This window comes from Actinophytocola sp. (genome assembly GCF_049647105.1).
Taxonomy (GTDB): domain Bacteria; phylum Actinomycetota; class Actinomycetes; order Mycobacteriales; family Pseudonocardiaceae; genus Actinophytocola.
In genome coordinates this window covers 1-20,118 of record NZ_JBARWZ010000079.1, presented here as the reverse complement: position 1 = coordinate 20,118, position 20,118 = coordinate 1, and the positions used below count along the sequence as shown (strand labels likewise).

Sequence of the window (20,118 nt, the reverse complement as noted above, 5' to 3'; positions counted from 1 at the left end):
TGGATCCGCCCCAATAGCTCAGTCGGTAGAGCGTCTCCATGGTAAGGAGAAGGTCTACGGTTCGATTCCGTATTGGGGCTCGGTGAACTGGCCGCGGTGTTCGATTCCGGGCACCGCGGTACAGGCATGTCAAGGCGGTGTAGCTCAGTCGGTAGAGCAAGCGGCTCATAATCGCTGTGTCGCCGGTTCAAGTCCGGCCACCGCTACGCGATTGGCGACGGGTGTCCACAAGGAGCGTGGACCTTCATCGCTCCGCATCACACTGGGGGCCCAGCCCCCGGACCCCGGCCGGGGGCACGCCCCCGGAACCTCCGGTGGTCGCGAGTTGAGGAAGAGGATTTCTGGTGGCTGGTGGCAGCGACGTTCGCCCGAAGATCACGCTGGCGTGCGAGGAGTGCAAGCACCGCAACTACATCACCAAGAAGAACCGGCGCAACGACCCGGACCGCTTGGAGATGAAGAAGTTCTGCCCGAACTGCGGCACGCACCGCCTGCACAAGGAAACCCGATAGGTGCCGCTGGATCCGTCGTTCGTGGGGCACTCGTACCCGCGTTCGGAGGTCTACGAGGTCGGCCGGGCCAAGATCCGGGAGTTCGCCGAGTCGATCGGTGACGACCACCCGATGTACCGCGACCCCGCCGCCGCACGTGCGGCGGGTCACCCGGACGTGATCGCCCCGCCGACCTTCGCCACCATCCTGTTCGGCCGCTACGCCATGGCCGACATCGTCAACGACCCCAGTCTCGGGGTCGACTACGGGCGCCTCGTGCACGGCGACATGAAGTTCACCTACACGCGCCCCGTGTACGTCGGCGACCGCCTCACGGTCACCACGCACATCGCCGAGATCGCCACCCGCATGGGCAACGACTTCCTGACGCTGCGCGCGGAGATCGACACCGAGGACGGCGAGCGGGTCGTCACGGCGCTGTCCCAGCTGGTCATCCGGGCGGAGGAGTCATGACCGCGGCAGGCGACGAGCTGCCCCCGCTCGAGGTGCGGGTGCGCCGGTCGGACCTGGTCCGGTACGCGGGTGCCGCCCTGGACTTCAACCCGATCCACTGGAGCGACAAGGTCGCGTCCGACGTGGGCCTCCCCGGTGTGATCGCCCACGGCATGCTCACGATGGCACTCGCGGGCAGGCTCGTCACCAACTGGCTCGACGACCCCAGCGCGGTCATCGAGTACGGCGCCCGTTTCGTCCGGCCGGTGGTCGTGCCCAACGACGACGACGGCGCGCTGGTCGAGCTGACCGGCAAGGTGAGAGAAGTCCGCGACGACGGCACCGCCCGCGTGGACATCACCGCCAAGTTCAACGGCAAGTCCGTGCTCGGCAAGGCCGTCGCGGTCGTCCGCCTGCCCGCCTAGAGCCCGCCGCCCTTCGACGCACTGAAGGACGCGTCCTTCAGTGCGTCGAGCGTAAGAGGGCCGCGCTACTTGGCCTCGGCGAGAAGAGCACCCATCCGAGCGACCCCGGCGGCGAGATCCTCGTCCCCGAGCGCGTAGGAGAGCCGGAAGTACCCAGGCGTTCCGAACGCCTCCCCAGGCACGACAGCCACCTCGGCGTGCTCGAGCACAAGCGCGGCCAGGTCCACACTGCTGTCGGCGCGAACCCCGCGAATCTCCTTGCCGAGCAACCCCTTCACCGAGGGGTAGACGTAAAAGGCCCCCTGGGGGGTGGGTACCTCGACCCCAGGAATCTCCGACAGCAGCTTCACGATCGTCTGCCTGCGGCGGTCGAAGGCGGTACGCATCGCGTGCGCCGCATCCAGCGACCCCGACACCGCGGCCAGCGCTGCCCGCTGCGAGACGTTGGCGACGTTCGAGGACAGGTGCGACTGCAGGTTGCCCGCGGCCTTCGTGACATCGGCCGGGCTGATCATCCAGCCGACCCGCCAACCGGTCATCGCGTAGGTCTTGGCGACACCGTTGACCACGATGCAGGTGTCGGCCAGCTCGGGCACGACGACCGGCATGGACGGCGCGGTGACCCCGTCGTAGGTCAGGTGCTCGTAGATCTCGTCGGAGATCACCCAGATGCCGTGTTCGACGGCCCAGCGGCCGATGGCCTCGACCTGCTCGCGCGGGTACACGGCACCGGTCGGGTTCGACGGCGAGCAGAACAGCAGCGCCTTGGTGCGGGGCGTGCGAGCGGCCTCGAGCTGCTCGACCGACACCAGGTAGCCGGACGTCTCGTCGGCCACGACCGGCACGGTGACGCCACCGGCGAGGCCGATGGCCTCGGGGTAGGTGGTCCAGTACGGCGCGGGGAGCAGCACCTCGTCGCCGGGGTCGATGATCGTGGCGAAGGCCTGGTAAACAGCCTGCTTGCCACCGTTGGTGACCAGCACCTGGCTCGCGGCGACCTCGTAGCCGGAGTCGCGCTTGGTCTTCTTCGCGATGGCCTCGCGCAGCTCGGGCAGGCCGGCGGCGGGCGTGTAGCGGTGGTTCCTGGGGTCCTTGGTCGCGGCGACGGCGGCTTCGACGATCTCCGGGGGAGTGGGGAAGTCCGGCTCGCCCGCGCCGAAGCCGATGACCGGCCGCCCGGCTGCCTTCAGGGCCTTGGCCTTCGCGTCCACCGCCAGCGTGGCGGACTCGGCGATGCCGCCGATACGGGCGGAGATCCGGCGCTTGGTGACGGTGGTCTCGCTCATGCGGGCATCGTCCCAGACCGGCCGACCGGATCAGCGAGCGGCCAGGGGCGGGCCGGGTGCTTGCGGGGCGACATCGCGGTTGCCGTACACTCTTGAACTTGGAAGTTGACGACCCCGCTCCGCATGCGACACGGGGCAGGTCGAATGCGTCCGAATTCGTGGCGTCGAGTGATCGGCAACGCGAAGGGGTGTAGCTCAATTGGCAGAGCAGCGGTCTCCAAAACCGCAGGTTGCAGGTTCAAGTCCTGTCACCCCTGCGTCAGGCGCAAGGCCGGGGAGGACCTCCCTGGTTCCGTGAACACCGAGCGGAGGAACTGGCGTGGTTGACGACCGGGACAAGGATCAGAGCAAGGGACAGGAGCGCCCTTCTCGTCCGGTCACCGCCGCGGCGCGGCGTGAGCGCCGTGCTTCCGCTCGCCCTGCCGCGGGGAAGGAGTCCTCGACAGACGAGGGCACCAGGTCCGCGCGGTCGAGCGCGAAGGGCACCGAGGACAAGGCGAAGCCGAAGGCCAAGGCGAAGTCCGACAGCGACGCGAAGCAGGCCGCCAAGACCGCCCAGAAGAAGGGCGAGCACAAGGGCAGGCCGACGCCGACGCGGGACCAGAGCAAGGACTCGCGCCCCGGGCTGTTCGCCAGGCTCTTCCGCTTCCTGCGGGAAGTGGTCGCGGAGCTGCGCAAGGTCATCTGGCCGACGCGTAAGCAGATGATTACGTACACGGCTGTCGTGTTGGTTTTCGTGGCCTTCATGGTGGCGCTGATCGCGGGTCTCGACCTCGCGCTCGCCAAGGGCGTGACCGCGCTGTTCGGCTGAGCTGCGCCTTCGCGGGCGCACCGGCACAGTAGGCGGGGTACGCGATCGATGAAAGGAAGCGGGACCGAACAGTGAGCTCCGACAACGGTGCGGCCGGCAGCCAGGAGCTGACCGGCCTGGCCGAGGACGGCGACGTCCGCACGGAGGACGTCAGCGCCGCCGAGGCGGCGCTGGCCGTCGACCCCGAGGTCGCGGCGGCGGCGACGGAAGACTCCGACGACTCCGACGACACCGACGCCGAAGGCGCCGACGCCCCGGTCGAGACGGTGGCGGACGACGATGCCGCGTCGGCGGACGAGGACGAGCCCGCCGAGGCGGACCCGGCCGCCGAGATGCGTGACGCGCTGCGCCGCGCGCCGGGCGACTGGTACGTCGTGCACTCCTACGCCGGCTACGAGAACAAGGTCAAGACCAACCTCGAGACCCGGATCCAGACCCTCGACATGGAGGACTACATCTTCCAGGTCGAGGTGCCGACCGAAGAGGTCACCGAGATCAAGAACGGGCAGCGCAAGCAGGTCCAGCGCAAGGTGCTGCCCGGCTACATCCTCGTGCGGATGGACCTGAACGACCCGTCGTGGTCGGCGGTGCGCAACACCCCGGGCGTCACGGGGTTCGTCGGCGCGACGTCCAAGCCGTCGCCGCTGACCATCGACGAGGTTCTCAAGTTCCTCCTCCCGCAGGTGGAGGAGGCCAAGCCGGCAGCCGCGGGCAAGGGCTCAGGGGCCTCACCGGCCAAGGGTCCCGTCGTGGAGGTCGACTTCGAGGTCGGCGAGTCGGTCACCGTCATGGACGGGCCGTTCGCCACGCTCCCCGCGACCATCAGCGAGGTCAACGCGGACGGGCAGAAGCTCAAGGTCCTCGTGTCGATCTTCGGTCGGGAGACGCCGGTCGAGCTGTCGTTCAGCCAGGTCTCCAAGATCTGACACGGCTGCCGGAAGACATCTAAGCAGGGAACGAAATGCCACCCAAGAAGAAGAAGCTGTCCGCGATCATCAAGCTGCAGATCACGGCAGGCCAGGCCAACCCCGCGCCGCCCGTCGGCCCAGCGCTGGGTCAGCACGGCGTCAACATCATGGATTTCTGCAAGCAGTACAACGCCGCGACCGAGTCGCAGCGCGGCACTGTGGTGCCTGTGGAGATCTCGGTCTACGAGGACCGCTCGTTCGACTTCAAGCTCAAGACCCCGCCGGCGGCGAAGCTGCTGCTCAAGGCCGCGGGCGTCGACAAGGGCTCCGGCGAGCCGCACCGGAACAAGGTCGCCAAGGTGACCTGGGACCAGGTGCGTGAGATCGCCGAGACGAAGAAGGCGGACCTCAACGCCAACGACATCGACCAGGCGGCCAAGATCATCGCCGGCACCGCCCGGTCAATGGGCATCACGGTCGAATAGCACATCGACCAGGCGGCGCAGTGACGATCATGACATTCGCCGGCACCGCCCGATCGATGGGCATCACGGTCGAATAGCACATCGACCAGGCCGCGCAGTGACGATCATGGCAATCGTCGGCACTGCCCGGTCGAACAAGTCTTCTCGAACGCGTGGGAGAGCCAGGCGCTGGCTCGTTACCACTGACTGTTAGGAACAGATATGGCAAAGCGCAGTAAGGCCTACCGCGAGGCCGCGGAAAAGATCGACCGAGAGCGGCTGTACTCGCCGCTCGAGGCGGCGCAGCTCGCGAAGGAGACCTCCAAGGTCAAGCTGGACGAGACCGTCGAGGTCGCCATCCGGCTCGGGGTCGACCCCCGCAAGGCGGACCAGATGGTGCGCGGCACGGTGAACCTGCCGCACGGCACGGGCAAGACGGCACGCGTGATCGTGTTCGCGACGGGTGACAAGGCCAACGAGGCCGTCGCCGCGGGCGCGGACGAGGTGGGCGCCGAGGACCTGATCGAGCGTATCCAGGGTGGCTGGCTCGACTTCGACGCCGCGATCGCGACCCCCGACCAGATGGCCAAGGTCGGTCGCATCGCCCGCATCCTCGGCCCGCGTGGTCTCATGCCGAACCCGAAGACCGGCACCGTGACCCCGGACGTGACCAAGGCGATCACCGAGATCAAGGGCGGAAAGATCAACTTCCGCGTCGACAAGCAGGCCAACCTGCACCTGGTGATCGGCAAGGCCTCCTTCGACCAGGACAAGCTGGTGGAGAACTACGCCGCCGCCCTCGACGAGGTGCTGCGCGCGAAGCCGTCCGCCGCGAAGGGCCGCTACCTGAAGAAGGTCACCTTCTCGACCACGATGGGTCCGGGCATCCCGGTCGACCCGGCCAGGACTCGCAACCTGCTGCAGGACGAGCCGGTAGCCTGACACCGCTGACAACGAGGGCCGCACCCAAAACCAGGGCGCGGCCCTCGCTCGTCCACCCAACCCCCCGCGAGTCCACGATCCAGAACCCGCGAGTCCACGGTTCGGGACCCGCGAGTCGGGCGTTCAGGACCCGCGAGTTCAACCAGCACGACCTGTGAGTTGAACCGGGGCCGCGTCCCCGCGCGGGTGCGGCCCCGGTCCTCTCTGCCCTGTCAGCCGATCTCGGCGCCGACCGCGTCGAGCGCCGTGGTCACCGGCTGGAAGAACGTCTCACCTCCCGACGTGCAGTCGCCGCTGCCACCCGAGGTCAGGCCGACCGCGGCCCCCTCCTCGGTGAACAGCGGGCCGCCGCTGTCACCCGGCTCGGCGCACACCGTGGTCTGGATGAGCCCGGTGACCGTGCCCTCCGCGTAGTTCACGGTGGCGTCCAGGCCGACGACCTGGCCGTCGAACAGGCCGGTCGTGCTGCCCATGCGGAACACCTGCCGGCCGACCTCGGCTTCCTCGGCGCCGGTGATCTCGACCAGTTGCCCGTCGCCGACGTCGACCGCGCTGGCCGCCTCCTCGTCCGGGTTGTCGTAGGTGAGCAGCGCGAAGTCGCCCTCACCGGGGAAGACGGCCTCCTGCACGGTGGCGATCGGGTCGCCTCCCGCCGAGTCCGACCACTCCTCGGCGGCGACACCGCAGTGGCCCGCGGTGAGGAAGCCGGGACTGCCGTCCTGTGTGACGACGTTGAAGCCGAGCGAGCACCGCGAGTTGCCGGAGAAGATCGCGTCACCGCCCTCGGCGAACAGCCGGAACTCGCCGGCGCTGCGCCGGAGCAAGGCCGTGTCCGAGCCGACGGCCCGCACGGTCCCCTCCAGCTCGTTCCAGGTGTCCCCGGTGACGGTGGCATCGGCGGTGACGATCATCCGGTCGGTACGCGGGTCGACCGCCCACGCGGTCCCGGGGATGCGTTCTTGTCTCAGGCTCGTCAACGCGTCCATGGCGGACATGGCCCGCGGCTCACGCTGCTGCTGCTCGGCGTTGGCCTGCGGCAACAACACCGCGACAAGACCGCCGAGCGCGATGGCCCCGGCGACGGCGAACAGGCCCTTACGGGTGGCTGTCCGGTGTCTGGCTGGCAATTCGCGACCTCCTCGGTTACGGAATCGGGCGAACTGGATCCGTTCCGTACACGAGGAGATCTCAGGGGTGGTTCACAAACCTCAACTGGTCGGACCTGTGGAGCCCGTGGGGCTCGTCGTACACGATGGTTCGGTCTCGTGGCCGGTGATGATCCACTGTCCACCCTTCGAGCCCTCGATCTTCGACACGGTGAACGCGCCAAGCGCCGGCCCGCCCTGGATGCCGCCGCGGATGTTGTCCTCGCACGAGCTGATGCGGATCTGCTCGCCGGGGACCTCGGTGGTGGTGTAGGACGGCATCGACTCCGCGTACGCGTTCGAGTCCGTCACCTCCTCCGCCAGCCCGCGGACCGCGGCCGTGCAGTCGGAGAAGCCCATGTCCTGGGCGAACTTCTCGCCACGGTCCTGGAAACGCAGGCACACCTGCCCCGGCACGCCACTCTCGCCGTTCGCGATGTGGTGGTAGATCTTCCGCACGGTCTCGTATGGGTTCGTGTCCAGGATCAGGTTGTCCGTGGTCTTGCCGCCGCCGGTTTGGGAGGCTGGGAGCTGGTCGTGGTCCTCGCCGAGGAAGTAGTCGATCGCCAGCCAGGCGCCGAGGGTGAGGATGGCCAGGACGACCAGGCCGGTGACGATCTTGCTGACGGCACTCTTGAGCAGGCGTTTCGCGAGGCTTGGCTTGGGTGGGGGCGGGCCCCACGGCTGGAGGAGACCGGGCGGCGGGTCGCCGGGCGGGAAGCCCTTCTTCGCCTGCTCGCGCATCAGTTCCTGGAAGCGCTGGAACTCCTGGAACTGGCGCACCTGGTCCGGGGTCACCTCGGTCGGTTCGCGCACCGCCGGTGGGGGGGCGACAGGGTCCTGCTCACGCGGGTGCTCGTTGTCGGCCACGGGCTCCATCATGCCGTGTCCACCCGCTTTGAAGGGCCCTGCCACCGCAACGTAGGATGGACAACGGTTCTACCGAAGACCGCTGGTTTCTGCCGTCAGGCAGGCGAAGGTCCCGCGAGCAGGCGGGCGGCCCGCGCAGGAGGAACGTGGTTGTTGTTGTGACGCCCCGTGCCGCTCTGCGCCGGGGCGTTCGTCGTCTCCGAGGCTGGACAGTGGCTACAGCCAATGAGAGGAGGCGACCATGGCGAAGGCAGGCAAGGTCGAGGCCGTCGCTGAGATCGCGGACCGGTTCCGCAACAGCTCGGCTGCCGTTGTCACCGAGTACACCGGTTTGACCGTGTCCCAGCTGACCACCCTGCGTCGCGCTCTCGGCACGGGCACGACCTACCGGGTTGCCAAGAACACCCTGGTCCAGCGCGCCGCGGAGGCCGCAGACGTCAAGGGCCTGGACGCCCTGTTCGTCGGCCCCACCGCGATCGCGTTCGTCGAGGGTGAGCCGGTGGACGCCGCGAAGGCGCTTCGCGAGTTCGCCAAGGAGAACAAGGGCCTGGTCATCAAGGGCGGCTACATGGACGGCCGCCCGCTCACGGTCGACGAGGTCGACAAGATCGCCGACCTCGACTCCCGCGAGGTGCTGCTCGCCAAGCTGGCGGGCGCCATGAAGGGCAACCTGTCCAAGGCCGCCGGGCTCTTCAACGCCCCGGCCTCGCAGGTCGCACGTCTGGCCGCGGCACTGCAGGAGAAGAAGGCGTCCGCCGAGCAAGCGGCTCCCGCCGAGAGCTGAACAACCACTAGAAAGGAAATGCCGTCATGGCGAAGCTCAGCACCGACGAGCTGCTCGACGCGTTCAAGGAGATGACGCTGCTCGAGCTGTCGGACTTCGTGAAGCAGTTCGAGGAGACCTTCGAGGTCACCGCCGCTGCCCCGGTCGCCGTCGCGGCCGCAGGCCCGGCCGCCGCCGCGGCCGAGGCGCCCGAGGAGCAGGACGAGTTCGACGTCGTCCTCGAGGGCGCGGGCGACAAGAAGATCCAGGTCATCAAGGTCGTGCGTGAGGTTGTCTCCGGCCTTGGCCTGAAGGAGGCCAAGGAGCTCGTCGAGAGCGCGCCGAAGCCGATCCTGGAGAAGGTCACCAAGGAGGCCGCCGAGGCCGCCAAGGAGAAGCTCGAGGGCGCGGGCGCTTCCGTTTCCCTCAAGTGAGCTAGCTCTACTCACCGTAGAAGCCGGTACCCGATTTCGTCGGGTGCCGGCTTCTGTGCGTCTCGCCGGAATGACCCCGGGCTCACCCACCGTGAGTGACTGGGTATTTTGCCTCCTCATGGCCTAACCGGGTAGTAACCCACACGGGACACGCTCGTTCTACGGATATGTCGGGGACGCGAGAAGCAGAGCGGGAGGTTCGATGGGCGCCGAGGTGGTTGTCGAGGGCCTGACGAAGTCCTTCGGCCGCCAGACCATCTGGCGGGACGTCACGCTGAACCTCCCTCCTGGCGAGGTCAGCGCCATGCTCGGCCCGTCGGGCACGGGCAAGTCGGTGTTCCTCAAGTCGATGATCGGACTGCTCAAGCCCGACCGCGGCCGCTGCGAGATCAACGGCGTCGACATCGTCACCTGTTCCGAGCACAAGCTCTACGAGATCCGGAAGCTGTTCGGCGTCCTTTTCCAGGACGGCGCGCTGTTCGGCTCGATGAACCTGTACGACAACGTCGCGTTCCCGCTTCGCGAACACACGAAGAAGTCCGAGTCGGAGATCAGCAAGATCGTCTTCGAGAAGCTGGACATGACCGGCCTGAACGGCGCGGAGAAAAAGCTCCCCGGTGAGATCTCCGGCGGTATGCGCAAGCGCGCGGGCCTCGCCCGCGCCCTGGTGCTGGACCCGGAGATCATCCTCGTCGACGAGCCGGACTCCGGTCTCGACCCGGTCCGCACCTCCTACATCTCGCAGCTGCTGATCGATCTCAACACCCAGATCGACGCGACCATCCTGATCGTCTCGCACAACATCAACCTCGCGCGGACCGTGCCGGACAACATCGGCATGCTTTTCCGCCGCGAGCTGGTCATGTTCGGCCCCCGCGAGGTGCTGCTGACCAGCGAGGAACCGGTCGTGAAGCAGTTCCTCAACGGCTCCCGCATCGGCCCGATCGGCATGTCCGAGGAGAAGGACGAGGCCACGATGGCCGCCGAGCAGGCCCAGGTCGAGGCCGGTCACCACGACGGCAGCACCGAGGACGTGCGGGGCGTCGTCCCCCAGATCGAGCCGACCCCGGGCCTCGGTGAGCGCGCCGCGGTGCGCCGCCGCAAGGACCGCGTCATGCGGATCATTCACACGCTCCCGCGCGAGGCGCAGGAGGGCATCATCGACTCGCTCACCCCGGAGGAGCGGGCCCGCTACGGCGTCCACGCGGGTGCCACCTCGTTCCGGCCCAGCCCGCACCCGCGCGGTGACAGCGACTGGCAGAGCGCCTCCGGTGACCTGGACGTCGCGGAGTTACCCACCTCGAACTACCGCGACTCCCGAGGTGGTGCATGACACCGCTCGCGTCAGCGCGCCGGACCGGACGGCGCCGCCCCAGCGCTCCCCGAACTCTCAGGTCCGGGGAGGCGGAACGATGACGACCCGTCCCGCACCGGCCGGCTTCCCCGGAGCGGGCGCGCTTCGCGAGACGGGCCGGTTGTTCGCACTGGCTCTCGACGTCATCGTCCAGACGTTCCGGCGCCCGTTCCAGGTCCGTGAGTTCATCCAGCAGTGCTGGTTCATCGCGTCCGTCACGATCCTGCCGACGGCACTGGTCGCCATCCCGTTCGGCGCGGTCGTCGCGCTGCAGCTGGGTTCGCTGATCGTCCAGCTCGGCGCTCAGTCGTTCACCGGCGCGGCCGCGGTGCTGGCGATCATCCAGCAGGCCGCGCCGCTGGTCACCGCGCTGATGGTGGCCGGCGCCGGCGGCTCGGCGATCTGCGCGGACCTCGGCGCACGGACGATCCGCGAGGAGATCGACGCGATGGAGGTGCTGGGCGTCAACCCGATCCAGCGCCTGGTCGTGCCGCGCGTGCTCGCCGCGATGGTGATCGCCGTGCTGCTGAACGGCCTGGTCAGCGTGGTCGGTGTGCTCGGGTCGTACTTCTTCAACGTGATCCTGCAGGGCGGCACGCCGGGCGCGTACCTGGCGAGCTTCTCCGCGCTGGCCCAGCTGCCGGACCTGTGGATCTCCGAGATCAAGGCGCTGATCTACGGCTTCATCGCCGGCGTGGTCGCCGCCTACCGCGGGCTCAACCCGAAGGGCGGGCCGAAGGGCGTCGGCGACGCGGTCAACCAGTCCGTGGTGATCACGTTCCTGTTGCTGTTCTTCGTGAACTTCGTGCTCACCGCCGTGTACCTGTCCGTCGTTCCGCAGAAGGGCAGCTGAGGACATGGCGATAGGAGACACCGCGCGCAGGATGGCGAACGCGCCGCTGACCTGGCTCGACACGCTGGGTGACCAGCTGTCGTTCTACCTGCGGGCGCTCGGGTGGATCCCGCGCACGCTGCGCAGGTACATGCGCGAGACCCTGCGCATCCTCGCCGAGGTCAGCTTCGGGTCCGGCGCCCTCGCGGTCATCGGCGGCACCATCGGCGTGATGGTCGGCATGACCGTGTTCACCGGCACCGTCGTCGGCCTGCAGGGCTACGCCGCGCTCGACCAGATCGGCACGGCCGCGTTCTCCGGCTTCGCCTCCGCCTACATCAACACGCGCGAGGTCGCGCCGCTGGTAGCGGGGCTCGCGTTGTCGGCGACGGTCGGCGCGGGCTTCACCGCACAGCTCGGCGCGATGCGGATCTCCGAGGAGATCGACGCGCTGGAGGTGATGGGGGTGCCGTCGCTGCCGTTCCTGGTGACGACCCGGATCATCGCGGGCTTCATCGCGGTGATCCCGCTGTACATCATCGGGTTGCTGAGCAGTTATCTCGCGTCCCGCACGATCGTCGTCTTCTTCTACGAACAGTCGGCGGGCACCTATGACCACTACTTCAACCTGTTCTTACCGCCGGAGGACGTGTTCTGGTCCTTCGGCAAGGTCCTGATCTTCGCAGTGGTGATCATTCTCGTGCACTGCTACTACGGCTACCGCGCGTCCGGCGGCCCGGCTGGTGTCGGCGTCGCGGTCGGCCGCTCGGTGAGAACGACGATCGTGACGGCGGCGATGCTGAACTTCTTCATCGGCTTCGCCATTTGGGGCACGACCGTGACGGTGAGGATTGGTGGATGAGCGGAGCTTGCGGAGCGAAAGGGCGGCGATGAAGTCGGGGACAGGAGCAACGATCCGGCGCCGCCTGCTCGGCGTCGGGTTCATCATCGTGATCGCGGCGCTCGTGAGCCTGTCGATCGCCATGTACAACAAGGCGTTCACGCCGTTCGTGAAGGTCATGCTGAGCACGGACAAGGTCGGCAACCAGCTGCAGGTCCTCGGTGACGTGAAGGCGCGCGGGCTGATCATCGGGGAGATCCGCGAGATCACCCCGACGGCGGACGGCGCGCTGCTGGAGCTGGCGCTGGACCCGGAGAAGGCGGACCTGCTCCCACGGAACGTCTCCGCGCGGTTCATCCCGAAGACGCTGTTCGGCGACCGGTACGTGGCGCTGCAGATCCCGGAGGACCCCGACCCGCTCTCGCTCCGCGAGGGTGACCGGATCGAGCAGGACCGCTCGGCGCCCGCCGTGGAGCTGTCGCAGGCGCTCGACCACCTGTTGCCGGTGCTGCAGGCGGTCCAGCCGCAGAAGCTGTCGACCACGCTGACCGCGATCTCGACGGCGCTCGACGGCCGGGGCGAGCAGCTCGGCGAGACGCTGGTCGAGCTGGGCAGGCTGGTGGGGGAGATCAACCCGCACGTGCCGCAGCTGACCCACGACCTGCGCGCGCTCGTCGAGGTGAGCGACACCTACACCGAGGCGATCCCGGACTTCGTGGCCGCGCTCGACGACCTGACCGTCACCTCGCGCACGGTGTACGAGCAGCGCGCCAACCTCGACGCCCTGTTCGCCGACCTGACGATGACGAGCCGTGACCTGGAGTCCTTCCTGCGAGCCAACTCCGACAACCTGATCCGCCTGTCCGACAGCTCCCGCGACACGCTGGAGATCCTGGCCAAGTACGCGCCGTCCTACCCGTGTTTCCTCGGGCAGATGGCCGACCTGGTCGACGCGGCCGCGCCGGTCTTCGGCCAGGGCACCGACTCGCCCGGCCTGCACGCGACCATCGAGGTGGTCGTGAACAAGGGCCCGTACGAGCCGGGCAAGGACACTCCGGAGTTCGACGAGCACCGCGGCCCCCGCTGCTATGACCCGAAGCAGATGGGCAGCCCGTTCCCGGACCAGCCGCCGGACGGCCCGCTGCGGGACGGCACCTCCCACGGCCCGCAGAACCGGTCGCAGCAGGACGGCGTGCTGCCGCCCGCGAACGGCGAGGAGTACAACACCTCGCCGAACGCGGTGACCGGCGCCGACTCGATCGCGAACACCCCGGCCGAGCAGGAGTTCCTCGCTCATCTGATCGCGCAGGGCATGGGTGTCTCGCCGTCGCAGGTGCCGGGCTGGTCGACGCTGCTGCTCGGGCCGATGTTCCGAGGAGCGGAGGTGACGGTGCGGTGAACGGAGCTTGCGTAGTGAACCATCGGGCACTGTGGCCGCTCGGAGCCTGCGAGGAGCGGCCATGACAAAGGGATCCGCTCTGGGCGTGGTCGCCCCCCTGGTCAAGCTGGTGATCTTCACGGTCATCACGGTCATGGCCACCGCACTGCTCGGGATCAGCATCGCGAACGTGAACCTGTCGGACACGCAGGACTACAAGGCCCGCTTCACCGACGCGACCCTGCTGCTGCCCGGCGACGACGTGCGCATCGCGGGAGTCCGGGTGGGCCAGGTCGAGGAGGTCGGCATCGTCGATCGCAAGCAGGCCGAGGTCACGTTCTCGGTCGACGCGGGCAGGAAGCTGCCGTCGGGCGTCACCGCGCAGATCAAGTTCCGCAACCTGGTCGGTCAGCGGTACGTGTCGCTGACGCAGGGCAGCGGCGGCAACCCCAACGACGTGCTGGAACCCGGCGAGACGATCCCCCTCGCGCGCACCAGGCCCGCGCTGGACCTGACCGAGCTGTTCAACGGGTTCAAGCCGCTGTTCCGCGCGCTGTCACCCGAGGACGTCAACAAGCTGTCCTACGAGATCGTGCAGGTCCTGCAGGGCGAGGGTGGGACGGTCGAGTCGCTGCTCGCGCACACCGCGACGCTCACGTCGGCGATCGCTGGCAAGGACGAGGTGATCGGCCAGGTCATCGCGAACCTGAACAGCGCGCTGACCACGATCAACGAGCGCGGCGAGAAGCTGTCGACGCTCGTGGTCCAGGTGCAGCAGCTGGTTTCGGGCCTCGCGGCCGACCGGGAGCCGATCGGTGACGCGATCGAGGCGCTCGGCGGGCTGACCGACACCACGGCCGGGCTGCTCGAACAGGCCCGCCAGCCGCTCAAGGAGGACATCGCGGCGCTGGGCGGCCTGGTGAACAACCTCAACGGCAGCGAGGAAGTCGTCGAGCACTTCATCCAGTTCCTGCCGGAGAAGACGGCGAAGCTGACCAGGACCGTGAGCTACGGGTCGTGGTTCAACTTCTACGTCTGCTCGATGTCGGGCGCGGTCAGCATCCCGGGGATCATCACCCAGCCGATCGAGGTCCCGATCACGCCGACGACCCCGCAGAGGTGCATCCGATGAGGTCGTTCCGCTCCCGCAACCCGATCCCGATCGGCATCGCGGGCATCGTGGTGCTCGGGCTGGCGCTCACGGTCGCGATGTTCTCCGACGACCTGCCGATCATCGGTGGCGGCACCAGCTACTCGGCCGAGTTCAGCGAGGCCGCGGGCATCCAGACCGACGACGAGGTCCGCATCGCGGGCGTGAAGGTCGGCAAGGTGTCCGACGTCGAGCTGTCCGGCAGCAGCGTCCTGGTCACGTTCAAGGTCAAGGACGCGTGGGTCGGCGACCGGTCGCTGGCCGCCATCAAGATCAAGAACGTGCTCGGCCAGAAGTACCTCGCGATCGAACCGGAGGGCCGGGACGTGCTCGACCCCGGCACGCCGATCCCGAGGGACCGGACGATGGCGCCCTACGACGTGCTCGAGGCGTTCCGAGGGCTCGCCGACACCACCAACGCGATCGACACGACCCAGCTCGCCGAGAGCTTCGAGGTCATCGCCGAGACGTTCAGCGAGACCCCGGACGACGTGAAGGGCGCGCTCACCGGCCTGCAGCAGCTGTCGACCACGATCTCCAGCCGCGACCAGCAGCTCGCCACGCTGCTGTCGAACACGCACAAGATCAGCGACACGCTCGCGGAGCGCGACGCCGAGGTCGTGAAGCTCCTCCAGGACGGCAACCTGCTGCTGGAGGAGATCGGCCGCCGCCGCGACGCCATCACCACGTTGCTGGAGGGCACGCAGGCGCTGTCGAAGGAGCTGACGGGCCTGGTCGACGACAACAACGAGCAGCTCGGCCCGGTACTGGAGAGTCTCGACCAGCTGACCGGCATGCTCGCCCGCAACCAGGACGCGCTCGGCAAGGGCATCAAGAACATGGCCCCGTTCGTGCGGCTGTTCAACAACGCGGTCGGCAACGGGCGCTGGTTCGACAACTACCTCTGCGGGCTGCTACCGCCGCAGATCGGTCCCATCAACGAAGAGGGCTGTCTCGGGAGGACATCATGAGCTTCGCCTCCCGGTTCGGCCGCGACATGGCTCGCGGCGTCTCGATCGCGGTCGTGCTCGCCCTGGTCATCGCCGCCGCCCTGTGGTGGCTGCTGGTGGAGGGCAACCAGCGCCGGTACTCGGCCGTGTTCACCGGTGTCGTCGGCCTGTACGAGGACAACGACGTGCGGGTCCTCGGTGTGAAGGTCGGCCACGTCGACAAGGTGACACCGCACGGCGACACGGTCCGTGTCGACATGCTGGTCGACAGGACGGTGCGGCTCCCGGCCACCGCGAAGGCGGTCATCGTGGCGCCCGCACTGGTCAGCGACCGGTACGTGCAGTTCACGCCGGAGTACACAGGCGGGCAGGCCATGGTCGAGGGCACGGTCCTCGGTAAGGAACGCACCGCGACCCCGCTCGAGGTGGACGACCTGTACGCGAGCCTCAACCGCGTCAGCGTCACGCTCGGGCCCAACGGGGTGAACAAGAACGGCGCGCTCGCGGACCTGCTGGACACGCTCGCCGCGAACGCCGATGGCAACGGCGCGGCGCTCAACCAGACGATCACGCAGCTGTCGCAGATGGCCCGCACGCTGTCCGGCAGTGACGAGGACCTGTTCGCCACGGTCGACAACCTGCAGCAGTTCACCTCCGCGCTCGCCGCGAACGACACGGCGGTCAACGAGTTCAGCGAGCAGGCCGCCGACGTCACGAACTTCCTCGCCGACGAGCGTGAGGACCTCGGCGCGGCGGTGCAGCAGCTGGGCATCGCGCTCGGCGCCATCCAGCAGTTCATCAACGACAACCGCGCGCACCTCAAGACCAACGTCGACAAGCTCGCGTCGATCACCCAGGTGCTGGTGGACCAGCGGGCCGCGCTGTCGGAGGTGCTGGACGTCGCGCCGGTCGCGCTGTCGAACATCATCAACTCCTACAACGGCTCGTCCGGCACGCTGGACGCCCGCGCCGACCTCAACGAGCTGGCGCAGCCGCCGATCGTGACCGTGTGCAACCTGGTCCGGCAGGTCACGCCGAACGACCTGCCACAGGTCCTCGCGGACACGTGTGACCAGCTGAAACCGCTGGTCGAGGGCCTGTTGCCGCTACCGACGATCGCCGAGGTACTCACCGCGCTGCAGAACGGCACGGCGCCGCCGCTGCCGATCCCCGGCAACCTGGCGGGGGGCAACTGATGAGCGGAATGAAACGGATCATCGCGGTGGTCGCCTCGGTGTTCATGCTGTCCGGCTGCAGCTCGTTCACCGGCATCTACGACATCCCGCTGCCGGGCGGCGCCGACCTCGGCGACCACCCGTACACGGTGAAGGCCGAGTTCCGGGACGTGCTTGACCTGGTGCCGCAGTCCGGCGTGAAGGTCAACGAGGTGCCGGTGGGGCGCGTCGAGGACATCCGGGTCGCGCCGGACGGGTGGACCGCAGAGGTCACCATGAGCGTGAACGGTGACGTGGCACTGCCGGCCAACGCGCTCGCCATGCTGCGCCAGTCCAGCCTGCTCGGCGAGAAGTACGTGGAGCTGTCGCCGCCGCCGGAAGCCGAGGCGCAGGGCGAACTGGCCGACGGCGCGCGGATCCCCCTCGAACGGACCAACCGCAACACCGACATCGAGGAGGTGCTCGGCGCGCTGTCCATGCTGCTCAACGGCGGCGGTGTCGAGCAGCTGCAGAACATCGCGCAGGAGCTCAACAACGCGCTGGAGGGCCGGGAGCCGGACCTGCGCGCCACGCTGTCCAACGTGGACACGCTGGTGTCCACCCTGGACGAGAGCAAGGACGACATCACCAAGGCCATCGACGGCGTCAACAAGCTGTCCGCCACGCTCGCCAAGGAGAAGGACCAGCTGGCGGGTGCCATCGACTCGCTCGGTCCCGGCCTCGAGGTGCTGAACCAGCAGCGGTCCCAGCTGGTGACGATGCTGCAGAGCCTGCAGTCGCTGTCGGACGTGGCCGTGGCGACCGTGGACGCGAGCCAGGAGGACATCGTCGCCGACCTGAAGGCACTCACCCCGGCGCTGCAGAAGCTGGGGGAGGCGGGTGCCGACCTGCCGAAGTCGCTCGAGCTGCTGTTCACCATCCCGTTCAGCGACGAGGCCGTGAACGGTGTGCAGGGCGACTACTTCAACCTGTACGCCAAGATCGACCTGAACCTGCAGACCATCATCGACAACCTGTCCCGCAGCAGGAGGAACCCGCTACAGGACATCCCGATCGTCGGTGGTCTCATCGAGGGCCAGGAAGGCGCGGCCGACGGCCCGCTGCTGCCGATCCCGATCATCGGTGGCGGCACGGAAGGGCAGCCGTCCGGTGGCGGCAGTGGTCTCGGAGGCCTGCTCGGCGGGCTGCTCGGTGGAGGTGGCCGGTAATGCTGACCAGGCGGGTACGGCTCCAGCTGATCGCGTTCTTCGTGATCGCGGTGGTCGCGGTCGTGTACGCGGCGTTCCGGTTCACCGACCTCGGCAGGGTGTTCGGCGCCGACGGCTACACGGTGAAGATGAACCTCGAGGAGTCCGGCGGCATCTTCAGCAACGCCGAGGTCACCTACCGCGGCTACAACGTTGGCCGGGTGGGGGAGATCCACCTGACCGACGATGGCATCCAGGTCGACCTGAACATCGACCCGGACGCACCCGACATCCCGTCGAACCTCGACGCGGTCGTCGCGAACCGGTCCGCGGTCGGTGAGCAGTTCGTCGACCTGCGGCCCCGCGAGAACACGGGCCCGTACCTGTCGGGCGCGTCGGTGATCGCGGCGGACCGCACCGCCACCCCGGTCGCGACCGACACGGTCATCCGCGACCTGGACAGCCTGGCCGGCTCCGTGCCGACGGACTCGCTGCGCACGGTCGTCGACGAGCTGGACCGCGCGTTCGCGGGCACCGGCGACGACCTGCAGGTACTGCTCGACTCGACCAGGGACCTCACGGCGATGGCGCGGCAGCACCTGCCGCAGACGATCGCGCTGATCCAGGACGGCGGCACCGTCCTCGACACCCAGAACGTGCAGGCGGGCAACATCACGTCGTTCGCGAACGACCTGAACCTGCTGGCCGAGCAGCTGAAGACGTCCGACCCGGACCTGCGCAGGGTGATCGCGGAGGGCCCGAAGGTCGCCTCCCAGGTGACGAACCTGCTCGCCGAGTCCGGCCCCGGCCTCGGCGTGACGATCGCGAACCTGCTGACCACGTCGGACATCCTGCGGGCCCGCAAGGACGGCCTCGAGTACACGCTCGTCGCGTATCCGCTGTTCAGCGCGGCCGGCCAGGGCCTGCTCGCCGAGGACCCCGGCCAGGCGCACCTCGGTCTCGCGCTCAACCTGTTCAACCCGCCCCCGTGCACGGCGGGCTACGAGCAGACCCAGCGGCGCAACGGCACGGACACCACGCCGGATTCGCCTCCGACACCGCCGGGGACCTACTGTGCGGAGCCACCGGGCAGCCCCATCAACGTTCGTGGTTCCACGAACGCCCCGTACGGTGGTAAACCGGTCGCGCAGGACCAGCCGGTGGTGCCGCCTGGAAGTGGCACGCAACAGCCGGTGAGTCCGCTGGACGCGTTGCCGGGCACGGTGAGCCTGCCGGGTGGCGCCCAGCCAGGGCTCGCCGCACTGCTCGGGCTGCCGAGCTGAGAGTCTGGAGCGCCGTGGGACGTCAGGTGAAGACCGAGGTGGAGGAACCGTCCGTGGCGGAGAGTGAGCAGGCGGAGCCCGCCGAGCGCGAGAGCAGGCTGCCGAAGGTGCTGCTGACCGCGGCCGTGGCGCTGGTCGTCGCCTCTGCGGCGGTCGCGGGCTGGTTCGGCGTGGCCTGGTTCAACGCGTCGAACGACGACTCGCTCGAGTACTCGCGGGTCCGGGACGAGGTGAACCGGGTCGGCGTGGCCGCGGTCGTCACGATGAACAGCCTCGACTACAGCAAGGTCGACCAGGGCCTGAAGGACTGGGAGACGGCCACCACGGGCGCACTGCACCAGGAGGTCGTCGAGGGCAAGGCGACCAGCCGCGACGCGATCGTGGCCGCCGAGTCGGTCACGAAGGCGACGCCCCTGTCCTCCGCGGTCGCGGAGCTGGACGACCGCGCGGGCCAGGCCTCGGTGCTGGTGGCGTTGAAGGTGCACGTCACGGTCAAGGGCGAGGAGCCGAAGGACAAGTTCATGCGTCTCGCGGCGAAGCTCCAGCGCACCGAGGACGGCTGGAAGCTGTACGAGATCGGCCAGGTCCCGTACTTACAGCCGGGCCAGTAAGGGAGAACGACGTGCCACCCAACCGCCGCCGCCCGGCCCCCAGCACGGGCCAGACGCCGCCGATCCGCCGCCCCAAGGTCGCCGGTCTGCGTAACCGCCCCGGCCAGCAGGCCGAGGACGCGGCCGAGCAGACCATGGAACAGCTGGCGATCACCGACGAGGAACCGGCCCGCGAGGAGCCGGAACGCGTCTCCGGCGTCCTCGACGGCGTGCTGGGCAAGGCCCCGGCCGCACCCGACGCCGACGACCGTGCCGAGCCGGACGAGTCCGAAGAGGACCCGGCCGCCAAGGAGCCCCGGCCGGACACCGACACCGACGCCGCCACCGAGGCCGAGGACGAGGCCGAGGACGACGAGGACGAGGCA

At 68.6% G+C, this 20,118-nt stretch carries 22 protein-coding genes, 3 tRNA genes and 1 pseudogene; 23 read left to right on the top strand and 3 right to left on the bottom strand.

What is annotated here, in order from left to right; genetic code table 11:
- Nucleotides 1-7 precede the first annotated feature (7 nt).
- From WBA97_RS09855 to WBA97_RS09835, 5 genes are all read left to right on the top strand, one after another.
- A tRNA-Thr gene (locus WBA97_RS09855) sits at nt 8-80 on the top strand.
- 53 nt (nt 81-133) lie between these two features.
- Nucleotides 134-206: transfer RNA gene (locus WBA97_RS09850), tRNA-Met, on the top strand.
- Between the two features lie 138 nt (nt 207-344).
- Nucleotides 345-512 carry a 50S ribosomal protein L33 gene (gene rpmG, locus WBA97_RS09845; RefSeq protein ID WP_184815317.1) on the top strand — a complete coding sequence of 56 codons (168 nt, stop codon included), beginning with the start codon at nt 345-347 and terminating at the stop codon, nt 510-512.
- Complete coding sequence (locus WBA97_RS09840) at nt 513-965, top strand: MaoC family dehydratase N-terminal domain-containing protein (protein WP_424230426.1); 453 nt, start codon at nt 513-515, stop codon at nt 963-965.
- A complete protein-coding gene (locus WBA97_RS09835; protein WP_424230425.1) occupies nt 962-1,369 on the top strand; it encodes a MaoC/PaaZ C-terminal domain-containing protein in 408 nt (135 codons plus the stop codon). Before WBA97_RS09840 ends, WBA97_RS09835 begins: the two co-directional genes overlap by 4 nt.
- A gap of 65 nt (nt 1,370-1,434) precedes the next feature.
- Here the strand turns inward: WBA97_RS09835 and WBA97_RS09830 are convergent, their stop codons facing one another.
- Nucleotides 1,435-2,655 carry a pyridoxal phosphate-dependent aminotransferase gene (locus WBA97_RS09830; protein WP_424230424.1) on the bottom strand — a complete coding sequence of 407 codons (1,221 nt, stop codon included), beginning with the start codon at nt 2,653-2,655 and terminating at the stop codon, nt 1,435-1,437.
- Between the two features lie 184 nt (nt 2,656-2,839).
- On the opposite strand from WBA97_RS09830, the gene WBA97_RS09825 reads away from it, so the two are divergent.
- The 5 genes from WBA97_RS09825 (at nt 2,840) to rplA (ending at nt 5,780) form a co-directional block, all read left to right on the top strand.
- Nucleotides 2,840-2,912 (top strand) — tRNA-Trp (locus WBA97_RS09825).
- 62 nt (nt 2,913-2,974) lie between these two features.
- The gene (gene secE, locus WBA97_RS09820) at nt 2,975-3,466 is read left to right on the top strand and encodes a preprotein translocase subunit SecE (protein ID WP_424230423.1); all 492 of its coding nucleotides are present in this window, start codon (nt 2,975-2,977) and stop codon (nt 3,464-3,466) included.
- A 71-nt stretch (nt 3,467-3,537) separates the two neighbouring features.
- Complete coding sequence (gene nusG / locus WBA97_RS09815; RefSeq protein WP_424230422.1) at nt 3,538-4,392, top strand: transcription termination/antitermination protein NusG; 855 nt, start codon at nt 3,538-3,540, stop codon at nt 4,390-4,392.
- A 35-nt stretch (nt 4,393-4,427) separates the two neighbouring features.
- The gene (gene rplK / locus WBA97_RS09810) at nt 4,428-4,859 is read left to right on the top strand and encodes a 50S ribosomal protein L11 (protein ID WP_184815324.1); all 432 of its coding nucleotides are present in this window, start codon (nt 4,428-4,430) and stop codon (nt 4,857-4,859) included.
- Nucleotides 4,860-5,060: 201 nt separating this feature from the next.
- Nucleotides 5,061-5,780 (top strand): 50S ribosomal protein L1, encoded by a 720-nt coding sequence (gene rplA, locus WBA97_RS09805; protein ID WP_424230421.1) that lies wholly within the window; start codon nt 5,061-5,063, stop codon nt 5,778-5,780.
- A gap of 212 nt (nt 5,781-5,992) precedes the next feature.
- On the opposite strand, the gene WBA97_RS09800 is transcribed toward rplA, so the two are convergent.
- Together WBA97_RS09800 and WBA97_RS09795 are read right to left on the bottom strand one after the other, a co-directional pair.
- Nucleotides 5,993-6,907 (bottom strand): S1 family peptidase, encoded by a 915-nt coding sequence (locus WBA97_RS09800; RefSeq protein WP_424230420.1) that lies wholly within the window; start codon nt 6,905-6,907, stop codon nt 5,993-5,995.
- Nucleotides 6,908-6,988: 81 nt separating this feature from the next.
- On the bottom strand, nt 6,989-7,807 hold the full coding sequence (locus tag WBA97_RS09795; protein WP_424230419.1) for a hypothetical protein: 819 nt from the start codon (nt 7,805-7,807) through the stop codon (nt 6,989-6,991).
- Between the two features lie 229 nt (nt 7,808-8,036).
- Here WBA97_RS09795 and rplJ point away from each other — a divergent pair, with 229 nt between their 5' ends.
- From rplJ to WBA97_RS09730, 13 genes and pseudogenes are all read left to right on the top strand, one after another.
- Complete coding sequence (gene rplJ, locus WBA97_RS09790) at nt 8,037-8,579, top strand: 50S ribosomal protein L10 (RefSeq protein WP_184815327.1); 543 nt, start codon at nt 8,037-8,039, stop codon at nt 8,577-8,579.
- A 26-nt stretch (nt 8,580-8,605) separates the two neighbouring features.
- Nucleotides 8,606-8,992 (top strand): 50S ribosomal protein L7/L12, encoded by a 387-nt coding sequence (gene rplL / locus WBA97_RS09785; protein WP_424230418.1) that lies wholly within the window; start codon nt 8,606-8,608, stop codon nt 8,990-8,992.
- Between the two features lie 202 nt (nt 8,993-9,194).
- Nucleotides 9,195-10,325 carry an ABC transporter ATP-binding protein gene (locus WBA97_RS09780; protein WP_424230417.1) on the top strand — a complete coding sequence of 377 codons (1,131 nt, stop codon included), beginning with the start codon at nt 9,195-9,197 and terminating at the stop codon, nt 10,323-10,325.
- Nucleotides 10,326-10,404: 79 nt separating this feature from the next.
- Nucleotides 10,405-11,199, top strand: a complete 795-nt coding sequence (locus WBA97_RS09775; RefSeq protein ID WP_424230416.1) for an MlaE family ABC transporter permease — start codon at nt 10,405-10,407, stop codon at nt 11,197-11,199.
- Between the two features lie 4 nt (nt 11,200-11,203).
- Nucleotides 11,204-12,040, top strand: a complete 837-nt coding sequence (locus tag WBA97_RS09770) for an MlaE family ABC transporter permease (RefSeq protein ID WP_424230415.1) — start codon at nt 11,204-11,206, stop codon at nt 12,038-12,040.
- Between the two features lie 28 nt (nt 12,041-12,068).
- Nucleotides 12,069-13,418 (top strand): MCE family protein, encoded by a 1,350-nt coding sequence (locus WBA97_RS09765; protein ID WP_424230440.1) that lies wholly within the window; start codon nt 12,069-12,071, stop codon nt 13,416-13,418.
- Between the two features lie 61 nt (nt 13,419-13,479).
- On the top strand, nt 13,480-14,529 hold the full coding sequence (locus tag WBA97_RS09760; RefSeq protein ID WP_424230414.1) for an MCE family protein: 1,050 nt from the start codon (nt 13,480-13,482) through the stop codon (nt 14,527-14,529).
- On the top strand, nt 14,526-15,518 hold the full coding sequence (locus tag WBA97_RS09755; protein WP_424230413.1) for an MCE family protein: 993 nt from the start codon (nt 14,526-14,528) through the stop codon (nt 15,516-15,518). The genes WBA97_RS09760 and WBA97_RS09755 overlap by 4 nt, the downstream gene beginning before the upstream one ends.
- A complete protein-coding gene (locus tag WBA97_RS09750; protein ID WP_424230412.1) occupies nt 15,515-16,693 on the top strand; it encodes an MCE family protein in 1,179 nt (392 codons plus the stop codon). Before WBA97_RS09755 ends, WBA97_RS09750 begins: the two co-directional genes overlap by 4 nt.
- Nucleotides 16,694-16,701: 8 nt before the next feature.
- Nucleotides 16,702-17,880: an MCE family protein gene (locus tag WBA97_RS09745; protein ID WP_424230439.1), complete on the top strand. Its 1,179-nt coding sequence runs from the start codon at nt 16,702-16,704 to the stop codon at nt 17,878-17,880.
- The gene (locus WBA97_RS09740) at nt 17,880-19,142 is read left to right on the top strand and encodes an MCE family protein (RefSeq protein WP_424230411.1); all 1,263 of its coding nucleotides are present in this window, start codon (nt 17,880-17,882) and stop codon (nt 19,140-19,142) included. Before WBA97_RS09745 ends, WBA97_RS09740 begins: the two co-directional genes overlap by 1 nt.
- Before the next feature lie 26 nt (nt 19,143-19,168).
- Nucleotides 19,169-19,753, top strand: a complete 585-nt coding sequence (locus tag WBA97_RS09735; protein ID WP_424230410.1) for a hypothetical protein — start codon at nt 19,169-19,171, stop codon at nt 19,751-19,753.
- An 11-nt stretch (nt 19,754-19,764) separates the two neighbouring features.
- Nucleotides 19,765-20,118, top strand: a pseudogene (locus tag WBA97_RS09730) (hypothetical protein); the annotation flags it as partial.

What these genes read in the sequence shown, in the direction of transcription:
- rplJ (WP_184815327.1), top strand. Translation starts at nt 8,037, where the DNA reads ATGGCGAAGGCAGGCAAGGTCGAGGCCGTCGCTGAGATCGCGGACCGG.
- WBA97_RS09830 (WP_424230424.1), bottom strand. Translation starts at nt 2,655, where the DNA reads ATGAGCGAGACCACCGTCACCAAGCGCCGGATCTCCGCCCGTATCGGC.
- WBA97_RS09760 (WP_424230414.1), top strand. Translation starts at nt 13,480, where the DNA reads ATGACAAAGGGATCCGCTCTGGGCGTGGTCGCCCCCCTGGTCAAGCTG.
- WBA97_RS09750 (WP_424230412.1), top strand. Translation starts at nt 15,515, where the DNA reads ATGAGCTTCGCCTCCCGGTTCGGCCGCGACATGGCTCGCGGCGTCTCG.
- WBA97_RS09755 (WP_424230413.1), top strand. Translation starts at nt 14,526, where the DNA reads ATGAGGTCGTTCCGCTCCCGCAACCCGATCCCGATCGGCATCGCGGGC.
- WBA97_RS09795 (WP_424230419.1), bottom strand. Translation starts at nt 7,807, where the DNA reads ATGATGGAGCCCGTGGCCGACAACGAGCACCCGCGTGAGCAGGACCCT.
- WBA97_RS09780 (WP_424230417.1), top strand. Translation starts at nt 9,195, where the DNA reads ATGGGCGCCGAGGTGGTTGTCGAGGGCCTGACGAAGTCCTTCGGCCGC.
- rplL (WP_424230418.1), top strand. Translation starts at nt 8,606, where the DNA reads ATGGCGAAGCTCAGCACCGACGAGCTGCTCGACGCGTTCAAGGAGATG.
- WBA97_RS09765 (WP_424230440.1), top strand. Translation starts at nt 12,069, where the DNA reads ATGAAGTCGGGGACAGGAGCAACGATCCGGCGCCGCCTGCTCGGCGTC.
- WBA97_RS09775 (WP_424230416.1), top strand. Translation starts at nt 10,405, where the DNA reads ATGACGACCCGTCCCGCACCGGCCGGCTTCCCCGGAGCGGGCGCGCTT.
- rplK (WP_184815324.1), top strand. Translation starts at nt 4,428, where the DNA reads ATGCCACCCAAGAAGAAGAAGCTGTCCGCGATCATCAAGCTGCAGATC.
- WBA97_RS09835 (WP_424230425.1), top strand. Translation starts at nt 962, where the DNA reads ATGACCGCGGCAGGCGACGAGCTGCCCCCGCTCGAGGTGCGGGTGCGC.
- WBA97_RS09770 (WP_424230415.1), top strand. Translation starts at nt 11,204, where the DNA reads ATGGCGATAGGAGACACCGCGCGCAGGATGGCGAACGCGCCGCTGACC.
- WBA97_RS09740 (WP_424230411.1), top strand. Translation starts at nt 17,880, where the DNA reads ATGCTGACCAGGCGGGTACGGCTCCAGCTGATCGCGTTCTTCGTGATC.
- WBA97_RS09745 (WP_424230439.1), top strand. Translation starts at nt 16,702, where the DNA reads ATGAAACGGATCATCGCGGTGGTCGCCTCGGTGTTCATGCTGTCCGGC.
- rplA (WP_424230421.1), top strand. Translation starts at nt 5,061, where the DNA reads ATGGCAAAGCGCAGTAAGGCCTACCGCGAGGCCGCGGAAAAGATCGAC.